14 protein-coding genes are annotated in these 16,526 nt (G+C 48.8%); 8 read left to right on the forward strand and 6 right to left on the reverse strand.

Annotated features, from left to right (window positions below):
• The first annotated feature begins 242 nt into the window (after positions 1–242).
• Complete coding sequence (alaC, locus tag OGY09_RS15605) at positions 243–1,481, forward strand: alanine transaminase (RefSeq protein ID WP_003834862.1); 1,239 nt, start codon at positions 243–245, stop codon at positions 1,479–1,481.
• 68 nt (positions 1,482–1,549) lie between these two features.
• On the opposite strand, the gene ypdK is transcribed toward alaC, so the two are convergent.
• Positions 1,550–1,621 (reverse strand): membrane protein YpdK, encoded by a 72-nt coding sequence (gene ypdK, locus OGY09_RS15610; RefSeq protein ID WP_010723117.1) that lies wholly within the window; start codon positions 1,619–1,621, stop codon positions 1,550–1,552.
• A 343-nt stretch (positions 1,622–1,964) separates the two neighbouring features.
• Here ypdK and OGY09_RS15615 point away from each other — a divergent pair, with 343 nt between their 5' ends.
• Complete coding sequence (locus OGY09_RS15615; RefSeq protein ID WP_032944115.1) at positions 1,965–2,579, forward strand: lysozyme inhibitor LprI family protein; 615 nt, start codon at positions 1,965–1,967, stop codon at positions 2,577–2,579.
• A 41-nt stretch (positions 2,580–2,620) separates the two neighbouring features.
• On the opposite strand, the gene lpxP is transcribed toward OGY09_RS15615, so the two are convergent.
• A complete protein-coding gene (gene lpxP, locus OGY09_RS15620; RefSeq protein ID WP_020996694.1) occupies positions 2,621–3,541 on the reverse strand; it encodes a kdo(2)-lipid IV(A) palmitoleoyltransferase in 921 nt (306 codons plus the stop codon).
• A 439-nt stretch (positions 3,542–3,980) separates the two neighbouring features.
• Here lpxP and OGY09_RS15625 point away from each other — a divergent pair, with 439 nt between their 5' ends.
• On the forward strand, positions 3,981–4,223 hold the full coding sequence (locus OGY09_RS15625) for a DUF2545 family protein (protein WP_008785383.1): 243 nt from the start codon (positions 3,981–3,983) through the stop codon (positions 4,221–4,223).
• A gap of 109 nt (positions 4,224–4,332) precedes the next feature.
• Here the strand turns inward: OGY09_RS15625 and pgtP are convergent, their stop codons facing one another.
• The gene (gene pgtP, locus OGY09_RS15630) at positions 4,333–5,724 is read right to left on the reverse strand and encodes a phosphoglycerate transporter PgtP (RefSeq protein ID WP_008785382.1); all 1,392 of its coding nucleotides are present in this window, start codon (positions 5,722–5,724) and stop codon (positions 4,333–4,335) included.
• Positions 5,725–6,138: 414 nt separating this feature from the next.
• Here pgtP and pgtC point away from each other — a divergent pair, with 414 nt between their 5' ends.
• Genes pgtC through pgtA form a run of 3 tightly spaced genes read left to right on the forward strand, consistent with a single transcriptional unit; the run spans position 6,139 to position 10,581 of the window.
• Positions 6,139–7,338 (forward strand): phosphoglycerate transport regulator PgtC, encoded by a 1,200-nt coding sequence (gene pgtC, locus OGY09_RS15635; protein WP_122973797.1) that lies wholly within the window; start codon positions 6,139–6,141, stop codon positions 7,336–7,338.
• Between the two features lie 11 nt (positions 7,339–7,349).
• The gene (gene pgtB / locus OGY09_RS15640) at positions 7,350–9,344 is read left to right on the forward strand and encodes a two-component system sensor histidine kinase PgtB (protein WP_172111188.1); all 1,995 of its coding nucleotides are present in this window, start codon (positions 7,350–7,352) and stop codon (positions 9,342–9,344) included.
• The gene (gene pgtA, locus OGY09_RS15645) at positions 9,334–10,581 is read left to right on the forward strand and encodes a two-component system response regulator PgtA (RefSeq protein WP_032944112.1); all 1,248 of its coding nucleotides are present in this window, start codon (positions 9,334–9,336) and stop codon (positions 10,579–10,581) included. Before pgtB ends, pgtA begins: the two co-directional genes overlap by 11 nt.
• Before the next feature lie 105 nt (positions 10,582–10,686).
• Here pgtA and OGY09_RS15650 read toward each other — a convergent pair whose 3' ends face one another.
• On the reverse strand, positions 10,687–11,226 hold the full coding sequence (locus OGY09_RS15650; RefSeq protein WP_020996692.1) for a DUF2058 domain-containing protein: 540 nt from the start codon (positions 11,224–11,226) through the stop codon (positions 10,687–10,689).
• Between the two features lie 372 nt (positions 11,227–11,598).
• Between OGY09_RS15650 and OGY09_RS15655 the strand changes: the two genes are divergently transcribed.
• Complete coding sequence (locus OGY09_RS15655) at positions 11,599–13,497, forward strand: methyl-accepting chemotaxis protein (protein WP_032944111.1); 1,899 nt, start codon at positions 11,599–11,601, stop codon at positions 13,495–13,497.
• A gap of 76 nt (positions 13,498–13,573) precedes the next feature.
• On the opposite strand, the gene OGY09_RS15660 is transcribed toward OGY09_RS15655, so the two are convergent.
• Together OGY09_RS15660 and OGY09_RS15665 are read right to left on the reverse strand one after the other, a co-directional pair.
• Positions 13,574–14,182, reverse strand: coding sequence for a DUF1062 domain-containing protein (locus tag OGY09_RS15660; protein WP_071992559.1), 609 nt, complete (start codon positions 14,180–14,182; stop codon positions 13,574–13,576).
• A gap of 343 nt (positions 14,183–14,525) precedes the next feature.
• Entirely contained in the window at positions 14,526–15,557 is a 1,032-nt protein-coding gene (locus OGY09_RS15665) for an isoaspartyl peptidase/L-asparaginase family protein (protein ID WP_032944108.1), read from the reverse strand.
• Between the two features lie 313 nt (positions 15,558–15,870).
• On the opposite strand from OGY09_RS15665, the gene OGY09_RS15670 reads away from it, so the two are divergent.
• A complete protein-coding gene (locus tag OGY09_RS15670) occupies positions 15,871–16,503 on the forward strand; it encodes an ECs1377 family protein (protein ID WP_032944107.1) in 633 nt (210 codons plus the stop codon).
• Positions 16,504–16,526 lie beyond the last annotated feature (23 nt).

The following is a 16,526-nucleotide window of genomic DNA, read 5'->3' on the forward strand; positions in this document are numbered from 1 at the left end:
CTGTGAGCACTGCGTTCAAGGTAATGTATTTAACAACAAAATGTTAAATGATGGTAATTTTTGGCGGGTTGTGAAAATGGTTATTTCCTCATTTTGCTCAGCTGTTCCTCTTTTTCGTCAGGAAAAAATATTTTGTTTTGCCTCTCGACAGAAGGAAATTATTCAGGCTATTTTCTAAACGTGCCACCATCGTGGCAGCGTCGCTCGGACGGTCCGGGCGCTAACGTTAATCTGAGGATATTATGGCTGACTCCCGCCCTGAACGTCGCTTTACGCGTATTGATCGCCTTCCCCCGTACGTTTTTAACATCACCGCTGAACTGAAGATGGCTGCGCGTCGGCGCGGCGAAGATATTATCGATTTCAGTATGGGGAACCCGGATGGGGCCACGCCTCCTCACATTGTCGAAAAACTGTGTACCGTGGCGCAGCGCCCGGATACTCACGGTTACTCCACCTCACGCGGCATTCCGCGTTTGCGTCGGGCGATTTCCCGCTGGTACCAGGAACGCTATGACGTTGAGATCGATCCTGAATCCGAAGCCATTGTGACCATCGGTTCCAAAGAGGGGCTGGCGCACCTGATGCTGGCAACGCTCGATCACGGTGATACGGTCCTCGTGCCCAACCCAAGTTATCCCATCCATATCTATGGCGCGGTGATTGCAGGCGCGCAGGTGCGTTCAGTGCCGCTGGTTGAGGGTGTCGACTTCTTTAATGAGCTGGAACGCGCAATACGCGAAAGTTACCCGAAGCCGAAGATGATGATCTTAGGTTTCCCATCCAACCCGACCGCGCAGTGCGTCGAGCTGGAATTCTTTGAGAAAGTGGTGGCCCTGGCTAAACGCTATGACGTGTTGGTGGTTCACGACCTGGCCTACGCTGATATTGTTTATGACGGCTGGAAGGCGCCATCGATTATGCAGGTACCCGGCGCTCGCGACGTCGCTGTTGAATTTTTCACCCTGTCGAAAAGCTACAACATGGCGGGATGGCGTATCGGGTTTATGGTGGGCAACAAAACGCTGGTGAACGCGCTGGCGCGAATCAAGAGCTATCACGATTACGGGACCTTTACGCCACTGCAGGTTGCGGCAATTGCCGCGCTGGAAGGCGATCAGCAATGTGTGCGGGATATCGCTGAGCAATATAAACGTCGTCGCGATGTGCTGGTCAAAGGACTGCATGAAGCAGGCTGGATGGTCGAGATGCCAAAGGCCTCAATGTACGTTTGGGCGAAAATTCCAGAGCAATACGCCGGGATGGGGTCACTTGAGTTTGCCAAGAAGCTGCTGAACGAAGCGAAGGTATGCGTTTCGCCAGGGATTGGGTTTGGTGATTATGGTGATACGCATGTGCGATTTGCGTTGATTGAAAACCGTGACCGTACCCGCCAGGCTATTCGCGGCATCAAGGCGATGTTTCGCGCAGATGGCCTGTTACCGACCAGTGCAAAATCGGCTTCTGAAAGTACCGACTGACAGAATGTTTCCCCAAAATGCAAAACAGGAGCCTGATGGCTCCTGTTTTTTTGGCTGCGTCTTTTAATTTAGATCATCAGGGCGAAAGTACCGGCCCAAACGATGACCATAAAAGAAATGCCCATAAAGAAATATTTCACTTTTCATCTCTCCGCGTACCTGGGGTACGTCTAAATGAACATATGCTTACCTGACAGAGAGCTGATGCACTCGCGAACGAAAGGGAGAATACCCCTCATTTGCTTGGCTGCATCACCTCAGAATTCTGAGCTTTAATGCTCCAGACGGCGCTAATGTACGCCTAAAAATGAGGAGAGACAAGAGGCATTTTTTTATTTAATTTTAATAACTTACAACTGTCGTGATTCGGCGACAGTTTAATTTCTGCCGGTAATAAATTGCTATTGAGCGACGGAATGGTTACTCGGAGAATTCTCATATCGCCATGATGTTAATGCGGTTAATTTTTCGCGGAATGAGATAATGAAAAGGTTAAAAATGACCAGATTAATGATGTTAGCACTCGTTTTTACGCCACTGACGTCGATGGCGGCCTCACCGTTGGCGTTTAATTTCAGCTGCGCAAGTATTGGTGGTGTGAATAGTGATGGCAAAGGCAATGTTTGGATTGATGGCTCGAAGGCGACGGTGAAGGCCTTCAATGAAAATTACTGGGAAGCCAAAAGCGGGAACAATACGGTTTCTATTTCTCGTAAAGATGACGGAAATCCGGACGTTTCCTGGAGTGGGCCGAATCGAAAGCACGGGGTATGCCTGCCTGAAGATAATATTGACTTTTCTGGGGCCAAAAAATCGACCAGCACTGGACCCTCTTTTTCCTGCGCTGCGGTTGCAAAGGGCAGTATCGAAGAGATTATCTGCCAGAGTCCTTCGCTCTCAGAAATGGATTTAGCGTTAAACGGGGCCTACAAGCAGGCGCTGGTTAAATCGAGCAATAACCCGACGCTGAAAGCAGAGCAGCGCGGTTGGGTGAAAGGGCGTAACGAGTGCTGGAAGGAACAGGATAAATCAGCCTGCATCGCCCGCAACTACAACGAGCGAATGGCTGAGCTGCACAGCAAATGGGGCGTTAAGTAATTCAACCGTAGAAAAAAAGAAAGGCCTTACGGCCTTTCTTTTTAGATATACAACGAAGCTTCACCCATCGGGCGAGTTTTGAAGCGACGGTGGATCCAGAGATACTGCTCGGGTGCACGCATGATCTCTTTTTCGATAATTTTGTTCATATACGCCGCAGCCTGGCTTTCATCTGCCGGGTAACCTTCCATTTCTGGGGTGATGAACAGGCGGTAACCGGTGTTATCTGCTTTTCTCACCATGGTTACGGTCAGCATTGCTGCGCCCGATAATCGTGACAGCACGTAGGTACCGTTGGTGGTCGCCACGTCTTTGACTGCGAAGAAGGGGGCGAAAGAACTCCCTTTACGACCATAGTCCTGATCGGGGGCAAACCACACTGCCTCGCCTTTTTTCAGGGCGCCGACAATACCACGCAGATTATTTCTGCCGATCATCGCCTTGTTGGAGCGCATACGACCGCGGGTTTGGATCCACTCCATCAACTTATTATTGTGCGGACGATAGGTTGCCATCATTGGCTGGCAAAGCCCCATTACGCGACCACCCAACTCGAGCGACATAAAGTGTACGCCAACGACCATCACGCCACGGTTTTGCATCTGAGCGCGCTTCAGGTTGTCCAGCCCTTCTACATCAAACCATTTACGCACCCGACGGTCCGGCCAGAACCAGGCCATACCTGTTTCAAGCAGCCCCATGCCGAGCGAACGGAAATTCTCATCGACCAGTTTGTCTCTTTCTTCCTGTGACAGATTTGGGAAACAGAGTTCGAGATTTTTACGTGCAATAGATTCACGGCGTTTTAAAAATGGACGAGCCAGCGTTCCTGTACGGGTACCAAGAAAACACAATACGGGATAGGGAAGCTGTACCAGTAACCAGAGCACACCAACACCAAACCATGTGAGCCAGTAGCGCGGATGCAAAAACGCGCGTGAAAATTTACATTGGGGGAACATAAGCACCTGTTGTTGATACGAAATAGATGTATCGCGAAGATTCTTTGCCTGTCGTTTTACACTCTGCACTGATCGTTAGGCCGCCATGAACGACATTGGTTCCTGTAAAGAGTGTAAAACTGAGTCAGGACAAAACCACGAGGGGGCATGAATGATCGGACGCACAATGTACACCCGAAAATTAATGTCAGCCAGAAATAATTACTCAAGATTCGTAAATGTTTTTAGGGCGATTAAGGGCAAAATTTCGCCTATATATAATTCGTTGTTTTTATGATGATTAAATAAACGACGGAGAACAGTGCAATAGTAAGCGGTCGAATGATTTTTGTGAATAAAATGTTGCTCAAATTGCAAGCGGATAGGAATTGTCTTAGAATATAAAGTTAAGGGAGTGTAAGGACTTACGTTAAGTTTACGGCAGACAGGAGGTATCGCTATGCTCTATTTCTGGACCTTTCTCATACTGAGCATTCTGTGCGTCAGTTGCTATATCTGGCAGGTTATAGGCGCTGCGGCGTCAATTAGCGCTTTTCTCGGCATGGCCATCCTTACGGCATTAATTTACGTTTTTACTATGCGGCTGACCAATGGTAACGAAATGGTAACTGGATTATTCCTGTTTCTTGCTCCGACATGTGGTTTGATCATTCGCTTTATGGTCGCGGATGGTAAGCAATAATTTGCAATCTTACGTTTAGCAATAAATTATCACTTTGAGTTATTTATTATTTATCTGAGTTTATCGAAGTGCCAGCATCGCTGGCACTTTTTTGTGAGACCGAAATGAATTACCGGGCATCCGCCAACTGGAGTGATGCTTCCTCTTGCTGAGCATTTTTTCGCTGTTGCTCAAGTTCCAGCGCACCGCGATGAGAGAGGTAGCAGAACAGGATGCAGCAAACAATACCCCCCATCAGCAGATAGAAGCCGCCGTGCCACCCCATTTTGTCGACCATTACGCCAAACAGACTGGTGCCCAGCGATGCGCCAAAAATGTAGCTCATAAATCCGCGCAGTCCTACTGCAGAACCTACTGCGAAGCTGGGAACGATTTCCATCGTCTGAACAGAAGCGAGGAACTGTGGAACATAGATCAGGCAACCCACAATGGCGGCAAAAATAGTGACCATCAGCAGGGATTCACTTTTCCAGTAGCCGATCAAACAGACGAAAATCAGCGCCATACAAATCATGGCCAGCGGCATGCGACGGCCTTTAAACAGTTTATCGGTAAGCCAGCCCGCCAGTAATGTGGAAGGGATTGCCGCCCATTCAAAAAACAGAAAAGCGATGCTCATTTGCTCTTTCGAGAAATGTTTTTCGGTTAACAGATAAATAGGCAACCAGCTAATCATGCCAAAACGCACCATATAGACGAAGACATCTACCAGTGAAACATACCAGGCATTCTTATTACGCAGCACATAGGTGCAGAAAATCTGGAAGGCACTCATATTTTCTGGCGCCTGGTCAGTGTGTCGGGAATTTAATACTACTTTTTCTTCCGGCATCATTTGTTCCAGAGCCGGTAAGCCTTCCTGGCGCGGTGAACCTTTCCCCAGCATCAGCACAATAAAAGCAAACAGTACGGCAACACCGGCCGGGACAATATAGCTGGCGCTTTGCCAGTGCTCGCTCCCTAAAATGGCAAAGGCGGCACCAACAATCGGAGCGACAATACCACCGCCAACGTTGTGAGAAATATTCCAGAATGCGCCGACGCGTCCACGTTCTTTACGCGGAAACCAGTTGGCGATGGTAATAAATGAAGGGCCAACGCCCATACCCTGGAACAAACCGTTGAAAACGACCAGAGCGGCAAAAATCCAGAATCCGGTACTGAATCCTAAACCGACGTTTACGATGGCGCACAGAACCAGGCCGCATGCCATAAAGACCTTAGGGCTGGCCTTGTCTGCCAGACTACTCATAATGCCTTTACTGATCCCATAGGCAATAAGCATACAACTGCTGAGTAGACCAATTTGCGTGGCACTGAGATCCAGATGTTCTTTCAGGTACGGTGTTGAGAGCGTGAAGTTATTACGCACAATATAGTACGCAAGATAGCCAAGAAATACGCTGAGTAATGCCTGAATGCGGTATCGGCCATAAGTTTCCTGGACTTTCTCCGCCGGGACTTTATTTGCTGAAGGCCCTGCCTTAAATATGGATAACATATCATCACCTAAATTTATATTGATGTGAATATCAGGATTTTTCGTAGTGAAGAGTGAAATAGGCGGGCGAGAAATTCAAATAGATGAAATGTGTCACTATTGACTCAATTTTTGGATGGTGTGGCTGATTTTGACTCTTTTTAAATAATGGCTTTTCAATTCTATTCTTTTACGGACGCTTTTATCATCGGCGTGTGCGGATATTAACAAATTTAGACTGCATTTTCGGGTATTCTTTACCGATGTCGTCACTTTCCGTTTGGTTATTCTACGAATAACCTTATTCTTCCCCCAGTCGGTGATAAACGGGTAAGTTTTGTCTCAATATTTTTTTTGCATATGTTGGTATTTATGAACGGGATCACAAACAGACTTTTGGGCCGGGGGCGTTGTTGGGCGTTCTCGCTCTGTTTTATGTCGTTGTCGGTGAGTTGCCTGGCGCAGGGTAAAGAGCTGGTAATGGCGACAACCTTTTCCCCTGGGGCAACGGCCTGGATTATTCAGCGTTGGCAGACTGAACCGGGGTCGGTGATGATTCGCACGTTAAACCGGACCAGCAGTTCATTGGAGCAACTGCTGGATACCGCGAATGCGGAAAATGTTGATCTGATTTTGACCTCATCCCCTATGCTGTTACAGCATCTGCAGGAGCATCAGAAGCTGGCGCCCTTCGAAAATGCGTTGCCGGAAAGCCAGCGGCTGGTGCCAGACTCTATCCGTTCGACCTCCGTGGCAGTGGCGATATCTGGTTTTGGTCTGTTGATTAATCGTTCTGCGCTGGTGGCACGACATCTGTCGCCTCCTGCCGACTGGGGGGATTTAACGCTGCCCAAATATCAGAACGCGCTGTTGATGAGTAGCCCATCGCGTTCGGATACCAACCATCTGATGGTTGAGTCATTGCTACAGCAAAAAGGGTGGGAAGCGGGGTGGGCGACGCTGCTGGCGAGTGCTGGAAATCTGGTGACGATTTCATCACGCAGTTTTGGCGTAGCCGACAAAATTAAGAGTGGCCTGGGCGTGGCGGGGCCGGTCATTGATAACTATGCCAACCTGTTGCTTAACGATCCTCACCTGGCTTTTACCTATTTTCCACGCTCGGCGGTATCGCCAACCTATGTTGCTGTTCTCAAGAACAGCCAGCACCCCAATGAAGCGCGTCGTTTTATCCGCTATTTGTTAAGCCCGGAGGGACAGCGGATCCTTGCTGATGCGAATACGGGGAAATATCCGGTAACGCAGCTCGCATCTGATAATCCCCGCGCTGCTCAGCAGGCTATTTTAATGAACCAGCCTCCGCTTAATTATCGGCTGATCCTTAAGCGACAACAGTTAGTCCAGCGGATGTTTGATACCGCCATCAGTTTCCGTCTTGCGCAACTGAAGGATGCATGGCGGGCACTATACAGTGCGGAAGCACGCCTGAAACGCCCGCTACCCGAAATCAGAGCCTTACTGACCAGCGTTCCGATAGATGCCAAAAGTAGTGAAGATGAAGCCTGGCTTGCGCAGTTTGATAATAAAAGCGTTGCCGAACAGCAGATGATGGAGTGGCAGCTCTGGTTTCTTAAAAACCAGCGTCAGGCGATATCAAAACTGGAAGAATTAAAATGAAAGGTGGATCGATACTGCAACGCCTTCGCCAACTCAGCATCAGCAGCAGCCTGCGGGGAGCCTTTCTAACGGGCGCATTACTGACGTTGAGCGTAAGCTGCGTCAGTTTATACTCCTGGCATGAGCAGAGCTCGCAGATACGCTATTCGCTTGATGATTACTTCCCGCGCGTGCATTCCGCTTTTTTGATTGAAGGGAATCTCAATCTGGTTGTGGACCAGCTTAATGAATTCCTGCTGGCTCCCAATACAACAGTAAGGCTGCAACTGCGCAATCAGATAATCTCGCATCTGGATAAAATTGAAGTGCTGAGCAGGGGGTTGCAACCAGCAGAACAGCAGCAGCTGGCGGTGATTTTGCAGGATAGCCGGGCGCTGATGGCGGAACTGGACCGGGTGCTCTACAACATGTTCCTAGTACGCGAAAAAGTGAGCGAGCTTTCCGCGCGCATTGATTGGCTACATGATGATTTTACTACTGAGCTGAATTCACTGGTGCAGGATTTTACCTGGCAGCAGGGGACGTTGCTGGATCAAATCGAGGCCAAAAATGGTGATGCGGCGTTGTACCTCAAACGTGCCCGAGAGGTGCAAAACGAGCAGCAGCAGGTCTATACCCTGGCAAGAATTGAAAACCAGATCGTTGATGATTTACGCGACAGGCTCAATGAACTGAAATCGGGTAGCGACGACGGCATGCTGGTGGAGAATCACATCCGCTACCTGGAAAATCTGAAGAAAACGGCGGATGAAAATATCCGTACCCTCGATGACTGGCCCAGCACTATCACACTGCGACAAACTATCGATGAGCTGCTGGAAATCGGGATGATGAAAAATAAAATGCCCGATACCATGCGTGATTATGTCGCAGCGCAAAAAGCGCTGGTTGATGCCAGCCATGCCAGAGAGGCTACGCTTGGGCGCTTTCGAACACTGCTGGAAGCGCAACTGGGGAGTAGCCATCAGCAAATGCAGACGTTTAACCAGCGGCTGGAACAAATTGTTCGCGTCAGCGGTGGACTTATCCTGCTGGCGACGCTGCTGGCGCTACTTCTCGCCTGGGGGCTTAACCACTACTTCATTCGCTCGCGTCTGGTGAAGCGTTTTACTGCGCTCAACCAGGCCGTGGTGCAAATTGGTCTTGGCAGAACGGATGCCTCTATCCCGGTATATGGACGCGATGAACTGGGGCGTATTGCAGGCTTGCTGCGTCATACCCTGGGCCAGTTGAGTGCGCAAAAAAATCAGCTGGAGCAGGAAGTGACCGAACGCAAGGAGATTGAATCCGATCTTCGTGCAACGCAGGATGAGCTGATCCAGACGGCAAAACTGGCGGTGGTCGGCCAGACTATGACCACGCTGGCGCACGAGATTAATCAACCGCTGAATGCGCTGTCGATGTACCTGTTTACGGCAGGGAGGGCAATCGAACAGGGGCAACCCGCTCAGGCCAGAAGCACATTAACCAAAGCGGAGGGGCTGATTACTCGCATCGATGCCATTATCCGTTCACTGCGTCAGTTTGCGCGCCGGGCCGAGCCTGGCACGCCTCTGCATCCGGTCGATCTCCGACAAACGTTCAACGCTGCCTGGGAACTGTTGGCCATGCGACACAAGCCACAGCAGGGTACGCTGACGCTCCCAGACCGGGGCGTGTGGGTGGCCGGTGATGAAGTGCGTATTCAGCAGGTGCTGGTAAACGTCCTGGCAAATGCGCTGGATGCCTGTCCGGTTGCGGCGAAAATAGAGGTTCACTGGCAGACCGAAGGCAGCCGGTTGTGCGTATTTATCAGCGATAACGGCCCCGGTTGGCCTGGAGCATTATTACCATCACTGTTAAAACCGTTTACCACCAGTAAGGATGTTGGCCTCGGTATTGGCTTATCGATTTGTGTATCGTTAATGATGCAAATGAACGGCGAACTGCGCCTGGCGTCGACCCCGGGGCGCAATGCCTGCGTCGTTCTGCAATTTAATCTGACGGATGTAAACGATGTTGAGTGATGAATATTCTGTTCTGCTTATTGATGATGATGCCGATGTTCTTGACGCTTACACCCTGTTGCTTGAACAGGAGGGATATCATGTATTCGCATGCAGTAACCCTTTTGATGCCCGAAATTGGCTGCAGGCCGACTGGCCAGGGATTGTCCTGAGCGACGTGTGCATGCCTGGCTGTAATGGAATTGACCTGATGACGTTGTTTCATCAGGATGACAATCAGCTTCCGATCCTGTTGATCACCGGACATGGCGATGTCCCGATGGCGGTGGACGCGGTGAAGAAAGGTGCGTGGGATTTTCTGCAAAAACCGGTTGATCCAGGCAAACTGCTGGTGTTGGTAGAGGATGCGTTGCGGCAGAGAAAATCTGTGATTGCACGTCGTCACTATTGCCAGCAAAAGCTCCAGGTTGAACTGGTCGGCTACAGCGACTGGGTTAATCAGTACCGCCAGCGCTTACGGCAACTGGCGGAAACGGATATTGCCGTCTGGTTTTATGGCGAGCCGGGAACGGGGCGTATGACCGGAGCCCGTTATTTGCATCAGCTTGGGCGCAGCGCTGAAGGACCGTTTATTCGTGGGGAGTTGACGTTAGAGAATGCGGGGCAACTCAATGACCTTATTGCCCAGGCGCAAGGGGGAACGCTGGTCCTGAGCCATATTGAGTGCCTGACGCGCGAACAGCAGCACCAGCTGGTGCATTTGCAAAGCCAGGAGCGGCGTCCGTTTCGCTTAATTGGCATTGGCGCCACTTCGTTGGTGGAACTGGCGGCAACTAATCAGATTGTGGCCGAACTTTATTACTGTTTTGCGATGACGCAAATTGGTTGCCAGCCGTTGTCTCAGCGCCCGGATGATATTGAGCCGCTGTTTCGCCATTATCTGCAGAAAGCCTGTCTGCGCCTGAATCATCCCGTGCCCGAGGTTGACGGGGAATTACTAAAGGGAATGCGGCGTCGCGTGTGGTTAAGCAATGTTCGAGAGCTGGCCAATGCCGCCGAGCTTTTTGCAGTTGGGTTATTGCCACTGGCTGAAACCGCGAATCCACAGCTACATTTGCCCGAACCGACACCGCTCGATCGTCGGGTCGACGAGTACGAGCGACAGATCATTACCGAAGCGCTTAATATTCATCAGGGACGTATTAATGAAGTGGCGGAGTATTTACAAATTCCGCGTAAGAAACTGTATTTGCGCATGAGAAAATACGGACTGAGCAAGGAACACTATAAGTTTTAGCAGATGGCGTGTGGGGAAGAAGAGCGGTTGACGGTATTTCGGTGGCGGCGCTAGCGTTCACCGAAATACGCGACGGAACTCTGGGTGATTATCGGGGTGTTTTTCTTACCACATCAAATCGTCAGGAATGACAAAATCAGCATACGGATCGTCTTCGTCCTTCGCTTCCTGGCTCAGTTCGCAATTGAGAACAATATAGCTTGCATCGCGCTGGGCAATCTTGTCGGCGACAACAGCCGGGATAATGGCGTATTCGCTCTCGCTGCTGCTTTCAGCCGTCAGGCGGGCAATGGCCAGACGGCCCTTGATCAACTGAGACTGGGTTACTTTATCAACATAAACTTTTTTGATCAGGTTATTGTCGGTAAAGTTGTAACCAATATCGCCACGGGAAATGGTGATTTTGTTCATTTCAATCAGTTGCTTGATCTGCGCTTTGTATTCTTTAGACAATGCGGCCTGCTTCTGCTGTTCGCTGAGCTGCTTATCACGCTCGACCTGTGCTTTTTTATTTTCTTCAACCGCTTCTCTGGCTTCACGAGCCTGAACGCGCGATTTTTTCGCCGTTCTCTGCACTTTCGCCATTTTTTTGCTGCTGACCAGACCCGCTTTAAGCATCTGTTCTTGTAGGGTAAGTTTTGTCATTGTCGCTTCTAATCCAAAAAATCGTTGTAAGGATTATAACCTTAACGTTCGGCGGGACGCCAGAATGATGGCCGCGCCATGGCTGTTATCTCGGGCTGCTGTCACTGTCATGTGCTTCTCTCTCTATCTGAATCAGTTGATGATTACCTGATTCTTTAATAAAAAATAATATGCCAAATAAGTTAGCAAAATGGAGCATAGATTCGCATGTGTTAATTATTTAGAGTTTTATTCTAATTGAAGTAATTAAATAGAGTTATCTTGGCAAAAATTTAATCTAAAAAACAAACAGTTGCCCATTGTTCAAATTTAAAGAGCCGCTTCTTTACGCCGATAACCATAATGAATATATGGATAATGGAGGGAAGTGGCATGTGGTGGGTTTATCGAATGCCGATGAAAATGAAGTTAATAATTGCGCTACAACCATTATTACTGGCGTTATGTTGGTTTGCTGGTTCAGGAATATTAACGCGCATTGAGACAGAACGGCAGATGGAGAATATTGCCCAACTGACAGCGCTCGCACGCAGTGCCGGAAATGTAGTGCATGAATTGCAAAAAGAACGCGGCATGAGTGTCGGGTTTCTGGGGGCTGAAGGGAAGACGTTCAAAGATGAGTTAAACGCACAGCGGGCTTTGACCGATCGCGAGATCGAGGTATTTGTGCGGTCACTGTCCGATACTGCCTTACCGGAAGGGGATGTCGCCACTTCTGTCGCTGCGTTTAAGAAAAATATTCTTTCGCTCGCTACCATCCGCGAAAACGTCACGCAGTTGGGGCTTCCGGCTTCAGATGTGGTTAAGTTTTATACCAATGTCATTGCTGATGTGCTGAATTTTGTGGGTAGATTGGGGCAGTTGACGGATTCAGGCGAGATGGCAAACGCATTCGCCGCCTACTACAACCTGCTGAATTTGAAAGAACAAGCGGGTATTGAACGGGCGCTGTTATCAAATATCTTTTCCTCCGGCCATTTCGCCGACGGACAGTTACATCAACTCAGTGATGTCGTCAGTAAACAGAACGTTTGGTTGGCAGAATCGTTACGCCTGAGTTCACCGGAACAGGCGGCCATGTTGAAAAGCCGCTTACAGTCAGCAGAAGCGTCAAAAGCCCTCGCATTTCGCGAGATCGCGTTTAACCATGTCGAGAACGGTGGATTTGGTGTCGATCCTACGGTCTGGTTTAAAGTACAAACCCAGCGTATTGAAGTGATGCGGCAGATAGAAAATGTGACAGCGAATCGTCTGTTGGCGAATGCAGAAAAACTCGCGCAAGATGCACGAAAAAACTGGCAAATATATATGGCTGTTAGCCTGTTAGCACTCCTGGCATCATTGACGTTCGCAGGGGCCATCGCAATCAATATGCACCGTCAGTTTAGTGACACGCTACGCAAGATTGCGGGTATGAATGGCGATCTGACTCAACGTCTGGCGACCCCGGGCAAAGATGAGCTTTCCTCACTTAATCGTGCCTATAACACGATGCTGGAAAGTATTCAGCATATCGTACAGGAGATTAAGCAAGGCTCCGTGGTTTTGTCCGATGCCAGTAGCAGTATTACGGCGGGAAATCAGGATCTGGCTCAACGTACAGATGAACAGGCTGCATCAATAGTAGAAGCTGTGGCCAGTATGGAGCAGCTATCAACTGCGATTACGCAAACAGCGGATAATGCCCGCGAAGCTGAGCATCTGACAATCAGACTGGAAAAAGAGGTCCGACAGGCCAGTAACGTTGCCAGTGCGGCGAACCAGAGCATGGGGGATATTCGCGCTTCCAGTGAGAAAATCTCGAATATTGTGACCTCGATTGATGATATTTCGTTTCAGACTAACTTACTGGCGCTGAATGCGGCAGTGGAAGCTGCACGTGCTGGAGAGATGGGCAGGGGGTTTGCTGTCGTAGCCAGTGAAGTGAGAAATCTTTCGCAGCGTTGCGCCAAAGAGGCTAACCAAATCCGTGAGCTGGTCGCGCAGAATATGGTCAAAATTAGTGAGGGTGTTGAGCGGGTTACTGCATCTGCTACCGCGCTGAAAGCCGCGGCGGATAATACCACCAGTATGAAGCAATATATTGCGGATATCGCTCGTGTGGCGACGGAGCAGTCACAAGGGGTAACCCAGATAAACCTGGCATTACGACCGATGGAGCAGGTCACACAGCAAAATGCGGCGTTGGTATCTCAGGCTGCGAGCGACAGCCAGCGGCTGGACAATCTGTCGGCAACCATGAAGGATCTGGTTAACCGTTTTGTTGTCTGACGTGACGCCCTTTAACCGACCCGGACAACATACCGGGTCGGTTAAGTCTCATCGCCTTATTGTAAGTTGCATACTGTTAACGCTGGCTCAGAACAACTTTTCGCTGAGTACATAATATGACTACTGACAGCTTAAAATCTAATTGTCTTGTCATGAGTTTTCGGGATTTAAGTTCTTTCATCGTAACACCGCGAATATGACCTTCATCTATCAGTTTCTTTATCTCTGCAGTGCTGAGTAAAAGCTGTCGCTTCAATATCGATAGCACATTAATCTGAAAAGAATGGGAAAGTCTGATGCTGACGGTAACGTTCTGGCCGCTGTTGATGCTGACCTGCCACTGTTCCTGAATATGAAAATCAGGTTTACCTGCAAGCTCAGCATTATTCCGGTTCAGGGTCGCTTTATCATTGGCAAAATAGTGAACTGTACTGGCATCGTTAGTGATAAATCGATGATACAGCTCGCGATTGATTTTGCTGACGTGAAGCCGTGAAAACAGCGAGATGTTCCATGTGTATTCGCAGTGGATGCATTTATAAATACTCCAGATATCGAGCACTTTCTTTTGCGAATTGACTCTGAATGCTCCGGAAGGTGCGAATTCGCGTTTTACATTACATGATGGACAACGCTTAGCTATGCGCTGGTACCCGACAGGGGTGACAGTCCATGTGACTTTCATACCATACCTTTTTTAACCCAAATAAATTCGGATCCGTTTTGAACGAACCATCGTTTTTATGTGAGAAAAATATTTTTTAAATATTTTTCAGTGGGTTAAGAAAAGATTTCTAACACAGTGACCCTTTCTGCCAACAAATGAATCTCGCGAGATTATCAGTGTGGATACACTCAAGTATATGAGTTCAATCAATATTTATTATGTTGCCCGGAGGGAGTGCAACTTATGGCGTCGGTCATCCTGGTAATTTCTTCCTGTAGGTATTCGAGGGGAGGTTGTTGAAAAGAGAAAGGGACTGACGTGAGTAACAGAGCATCCCCGCCTTTATGGCGGGGAAACATCATTAACGATAAATGGCTACAACAGGTTTTCCGTCATTACCTATGGTTCCCCGGTACATCCCTTCAGAGTTGAAGGACATGGTGTAATTACCTGCTTTATCAAGCACAATAACCCCACCGCTGCCATTCAGCGCCTTAACTTCATCCAGGGCATTCTGTGCTGCGTCCTTTAAAGGGATATTGCGGTATTTCACTTGGGCTGCAATGTTATAAGCGGTAAGCGTGCGGATAAACATTTCTCCTGAACCGGTTGCGGATACCGCCACGGTTTCATTGTCGGCATAATTACCTGCGCCAATGATAGGTGAATCTCCTACTCGTCCGTAACGTTTGTTGGTCATTCCGCCTGTAGACGTTCCGGCAGCCAGATTACCTTCTTTATCCAGTGCAACAGCACCGACAGTGCCATATTTATAGTCATACATCATCGGATCAGCAAACAGAGCTGCGCTCTTTCCGTCGTGATCCAGGAGCACTTTTTCTTTTTTAATTGCATTCTGTAATTGCTGCCAGCGAAAATCAGTTTTGAAATAAGCCGGATCAACGATTGCGAGTCCCTGTTCTTTTGCAAAGGTATCCGCGCCTGTCGAGACCATGAGAACATGTGGACTTTGCGTCATAACGGCATACGCCGCATTAATTGGGTTTTTAACAGTGGTTACACCGGCAACGGCACCGGCTTTTCGGCTTTTCCCGTCCATAATGGACGCATCCAGTTCATTGCGGCCATCGTGGGTAAACACGGCGCCTTTACCTGCGTTGAAGAGAGGGGAATCCTCCATAACATTAATCGCTTTCTGAACGGCTTCCAGGCTGCTACCGCCTTTATTCAAAACGGTATAGCCAGCATTCAGAGCTTCAGTGAGTTTTTCTGTATACTGCTTTTCTTGTTCTGGTGTGATGGTATCTTTTGTAATAGTACCGGCACCACCATGGATCACCAGCCGTATCGGCGATTGCGTGTCTCCCCATGCGGGAGTAGTTAGTAAGGTACATAGGGTCAAGGTAGCGATACAGGTTTTGATTCTGATCATATGAATAAATTCCTTTTTTCTAGGCGATGAATCATTTCGGACAATGTCACCGGTAATTTTTATTGTTACCGGTATTAACCAGCCTGCTTGGGAGTAGCTTCCCTGATGAGTAGGCTAAAAATTAATCATAGCTATATTTCAATAGTCATAATTCATGTGAATTGATTTTAGTCATAAAATATTTTTAATGATTGATTTACCAAATAATGAAGCGTTTCCGCAGAAGTTTCTCTCATTCCACTGACAATGCCTGCAGCCTGTCGGTGGTAAAGTGAGCAACCAATACCGAAATCTGGCCAGAAGGGAATTCAGTGTGACCGAGCGTATTGATTATCAGGCTGAAAAATACAGTTTTACTGAGGCGAGAGAGTGTTCCCGTCTTACCGGCCAGTGGGCTGATGTTATTGCTGAATGCCGGGAAATGAAGGCGGGGCCCCAAGAACGTCTGCGTATTGCTTTATTGAATGTGGACTATGTGACCAGCTTTGAGCTGCCTTTCCGCTTGTTATTACTCCGTACTCCACAACTGATTGCCAGCGTGCGTGAAGAGCTGCAGCTTAGTCAGAAAAACGTCATCTTTAACGGCAAACGCTTTGGTTGTGTTTACAGCCTGAAAGCGAGTCTCGGTGGGATACCGGATGAATTTCAGTACCGCCTGTCACATCGTATCCGGCGCATTAGTCCTGCAGGTTCAAGCGAAGCGCCATATCAGCAGATTGCTAAAACAGTAAAAGCGCCGCGTGAACGTCTGAAGCTGGCACTGGAATCGGGCCTTGATGTCACTGCGCTGGACGGGCTTTTCTGGTTTGGCAGCCAGCGTATTGCCGCTGATGTGTTGAGGCTGAGAAAAGCAGGGATGCGGATAGCGACAAAGCAGACAATGGTGTCCGACAATCTTACTGCAACAGTGAGGAATGTGCCGTTTTACCGCCTGGCCCAGGGATGAACTGACTGGTAAATGAAAGAATT

The organism is Citrobacter sp. Cpo071, from assembly GCF_030332765.1.
In the GTDB taxonomy this organism is placed as follows: Bacteria; Pseudomonadota; Gammaproteobacteria; order Enterobacterales; family Enterobacteriaceae; genus Citrobacter; species Citrobacter portucalensis.

Bases quoted from the DNA above. Each gene is read 5' to 3' on its own strand.
- OGY09_RS15615 (WP_032944115.1), top strand. From the start codon at position 1,965: ATGAAAAGGTTAAAAATGACCAGATTAATGATGTTAGCACTCGTTTTT.
- pgtA (WP_032944112.1), top strand. From the start codon at position 9,334: ATGTTGAGTGATGAATATTCTGTTCTGCTTATTGATGATGATGCCGAT.
- pgtC (WP_122973797.1), top strand. From the start codon at position 6,139: ATGTCGTTGTCGGTGAGTTGCCTGGCGCAGGGTAAAGAGCTGGTAATG.
- OGY09_RS15655 (WP_032944111.1), top strand. From the start codon at position 11,599: ATGTGGTGGGTTTATCGAATGCCGATGAAAATGAAGTTAATAATTGCG.
- OGY09_RS15625 (WP_008785383.1), top strand. From the start codon at position 3,981: ATGCTCTATTTCTGGACCTTTCTCATACTGAGCATTCTGTGCGTCAGT.
- OGY09_RS15665 (WP_032944108.1), bottom strand. From the start codon at position 15,557: ATGATCAGAATCAAAACCTGTATCGCTACCTTGACCCTATGTACCTTA.
- alaC (WP_003834862.1), top strand. From the start codon at position 243: ATGGCTGACTCCCGCCCTGAACGTCGCTTTACGCGTATTGATCGCCTT.
- OGY09_RS15650 (WP_020996692.1), bottom strand. From the start codon at position 11,226: ATGACAAAACTTACCCTACAAGAACAGATGCTTAAAGCGGGTCTGGTC.
- pgtP (WP_008785382.1), bottom strand. From the start codon at position 5,724: ATGTTATCCATATTTAAGGCAGGGCCTTCAGCAAATAAAGTCCCGGCG.
- OGY09_RS15660 (WP_071992559.1), bottom strand. From the start codon at position 14,182: ATGAAAGTCACATGGACTGTCACCCCTGTCGGGTACCAGCGCATAGCT.
- lpxP (WP_020996694.1), bottom strand. From the start codon at position 3,541: ATGTTCCCCCAATGTAAATTTTCACGCGCGTTTTTGCATCCGCGCTAC.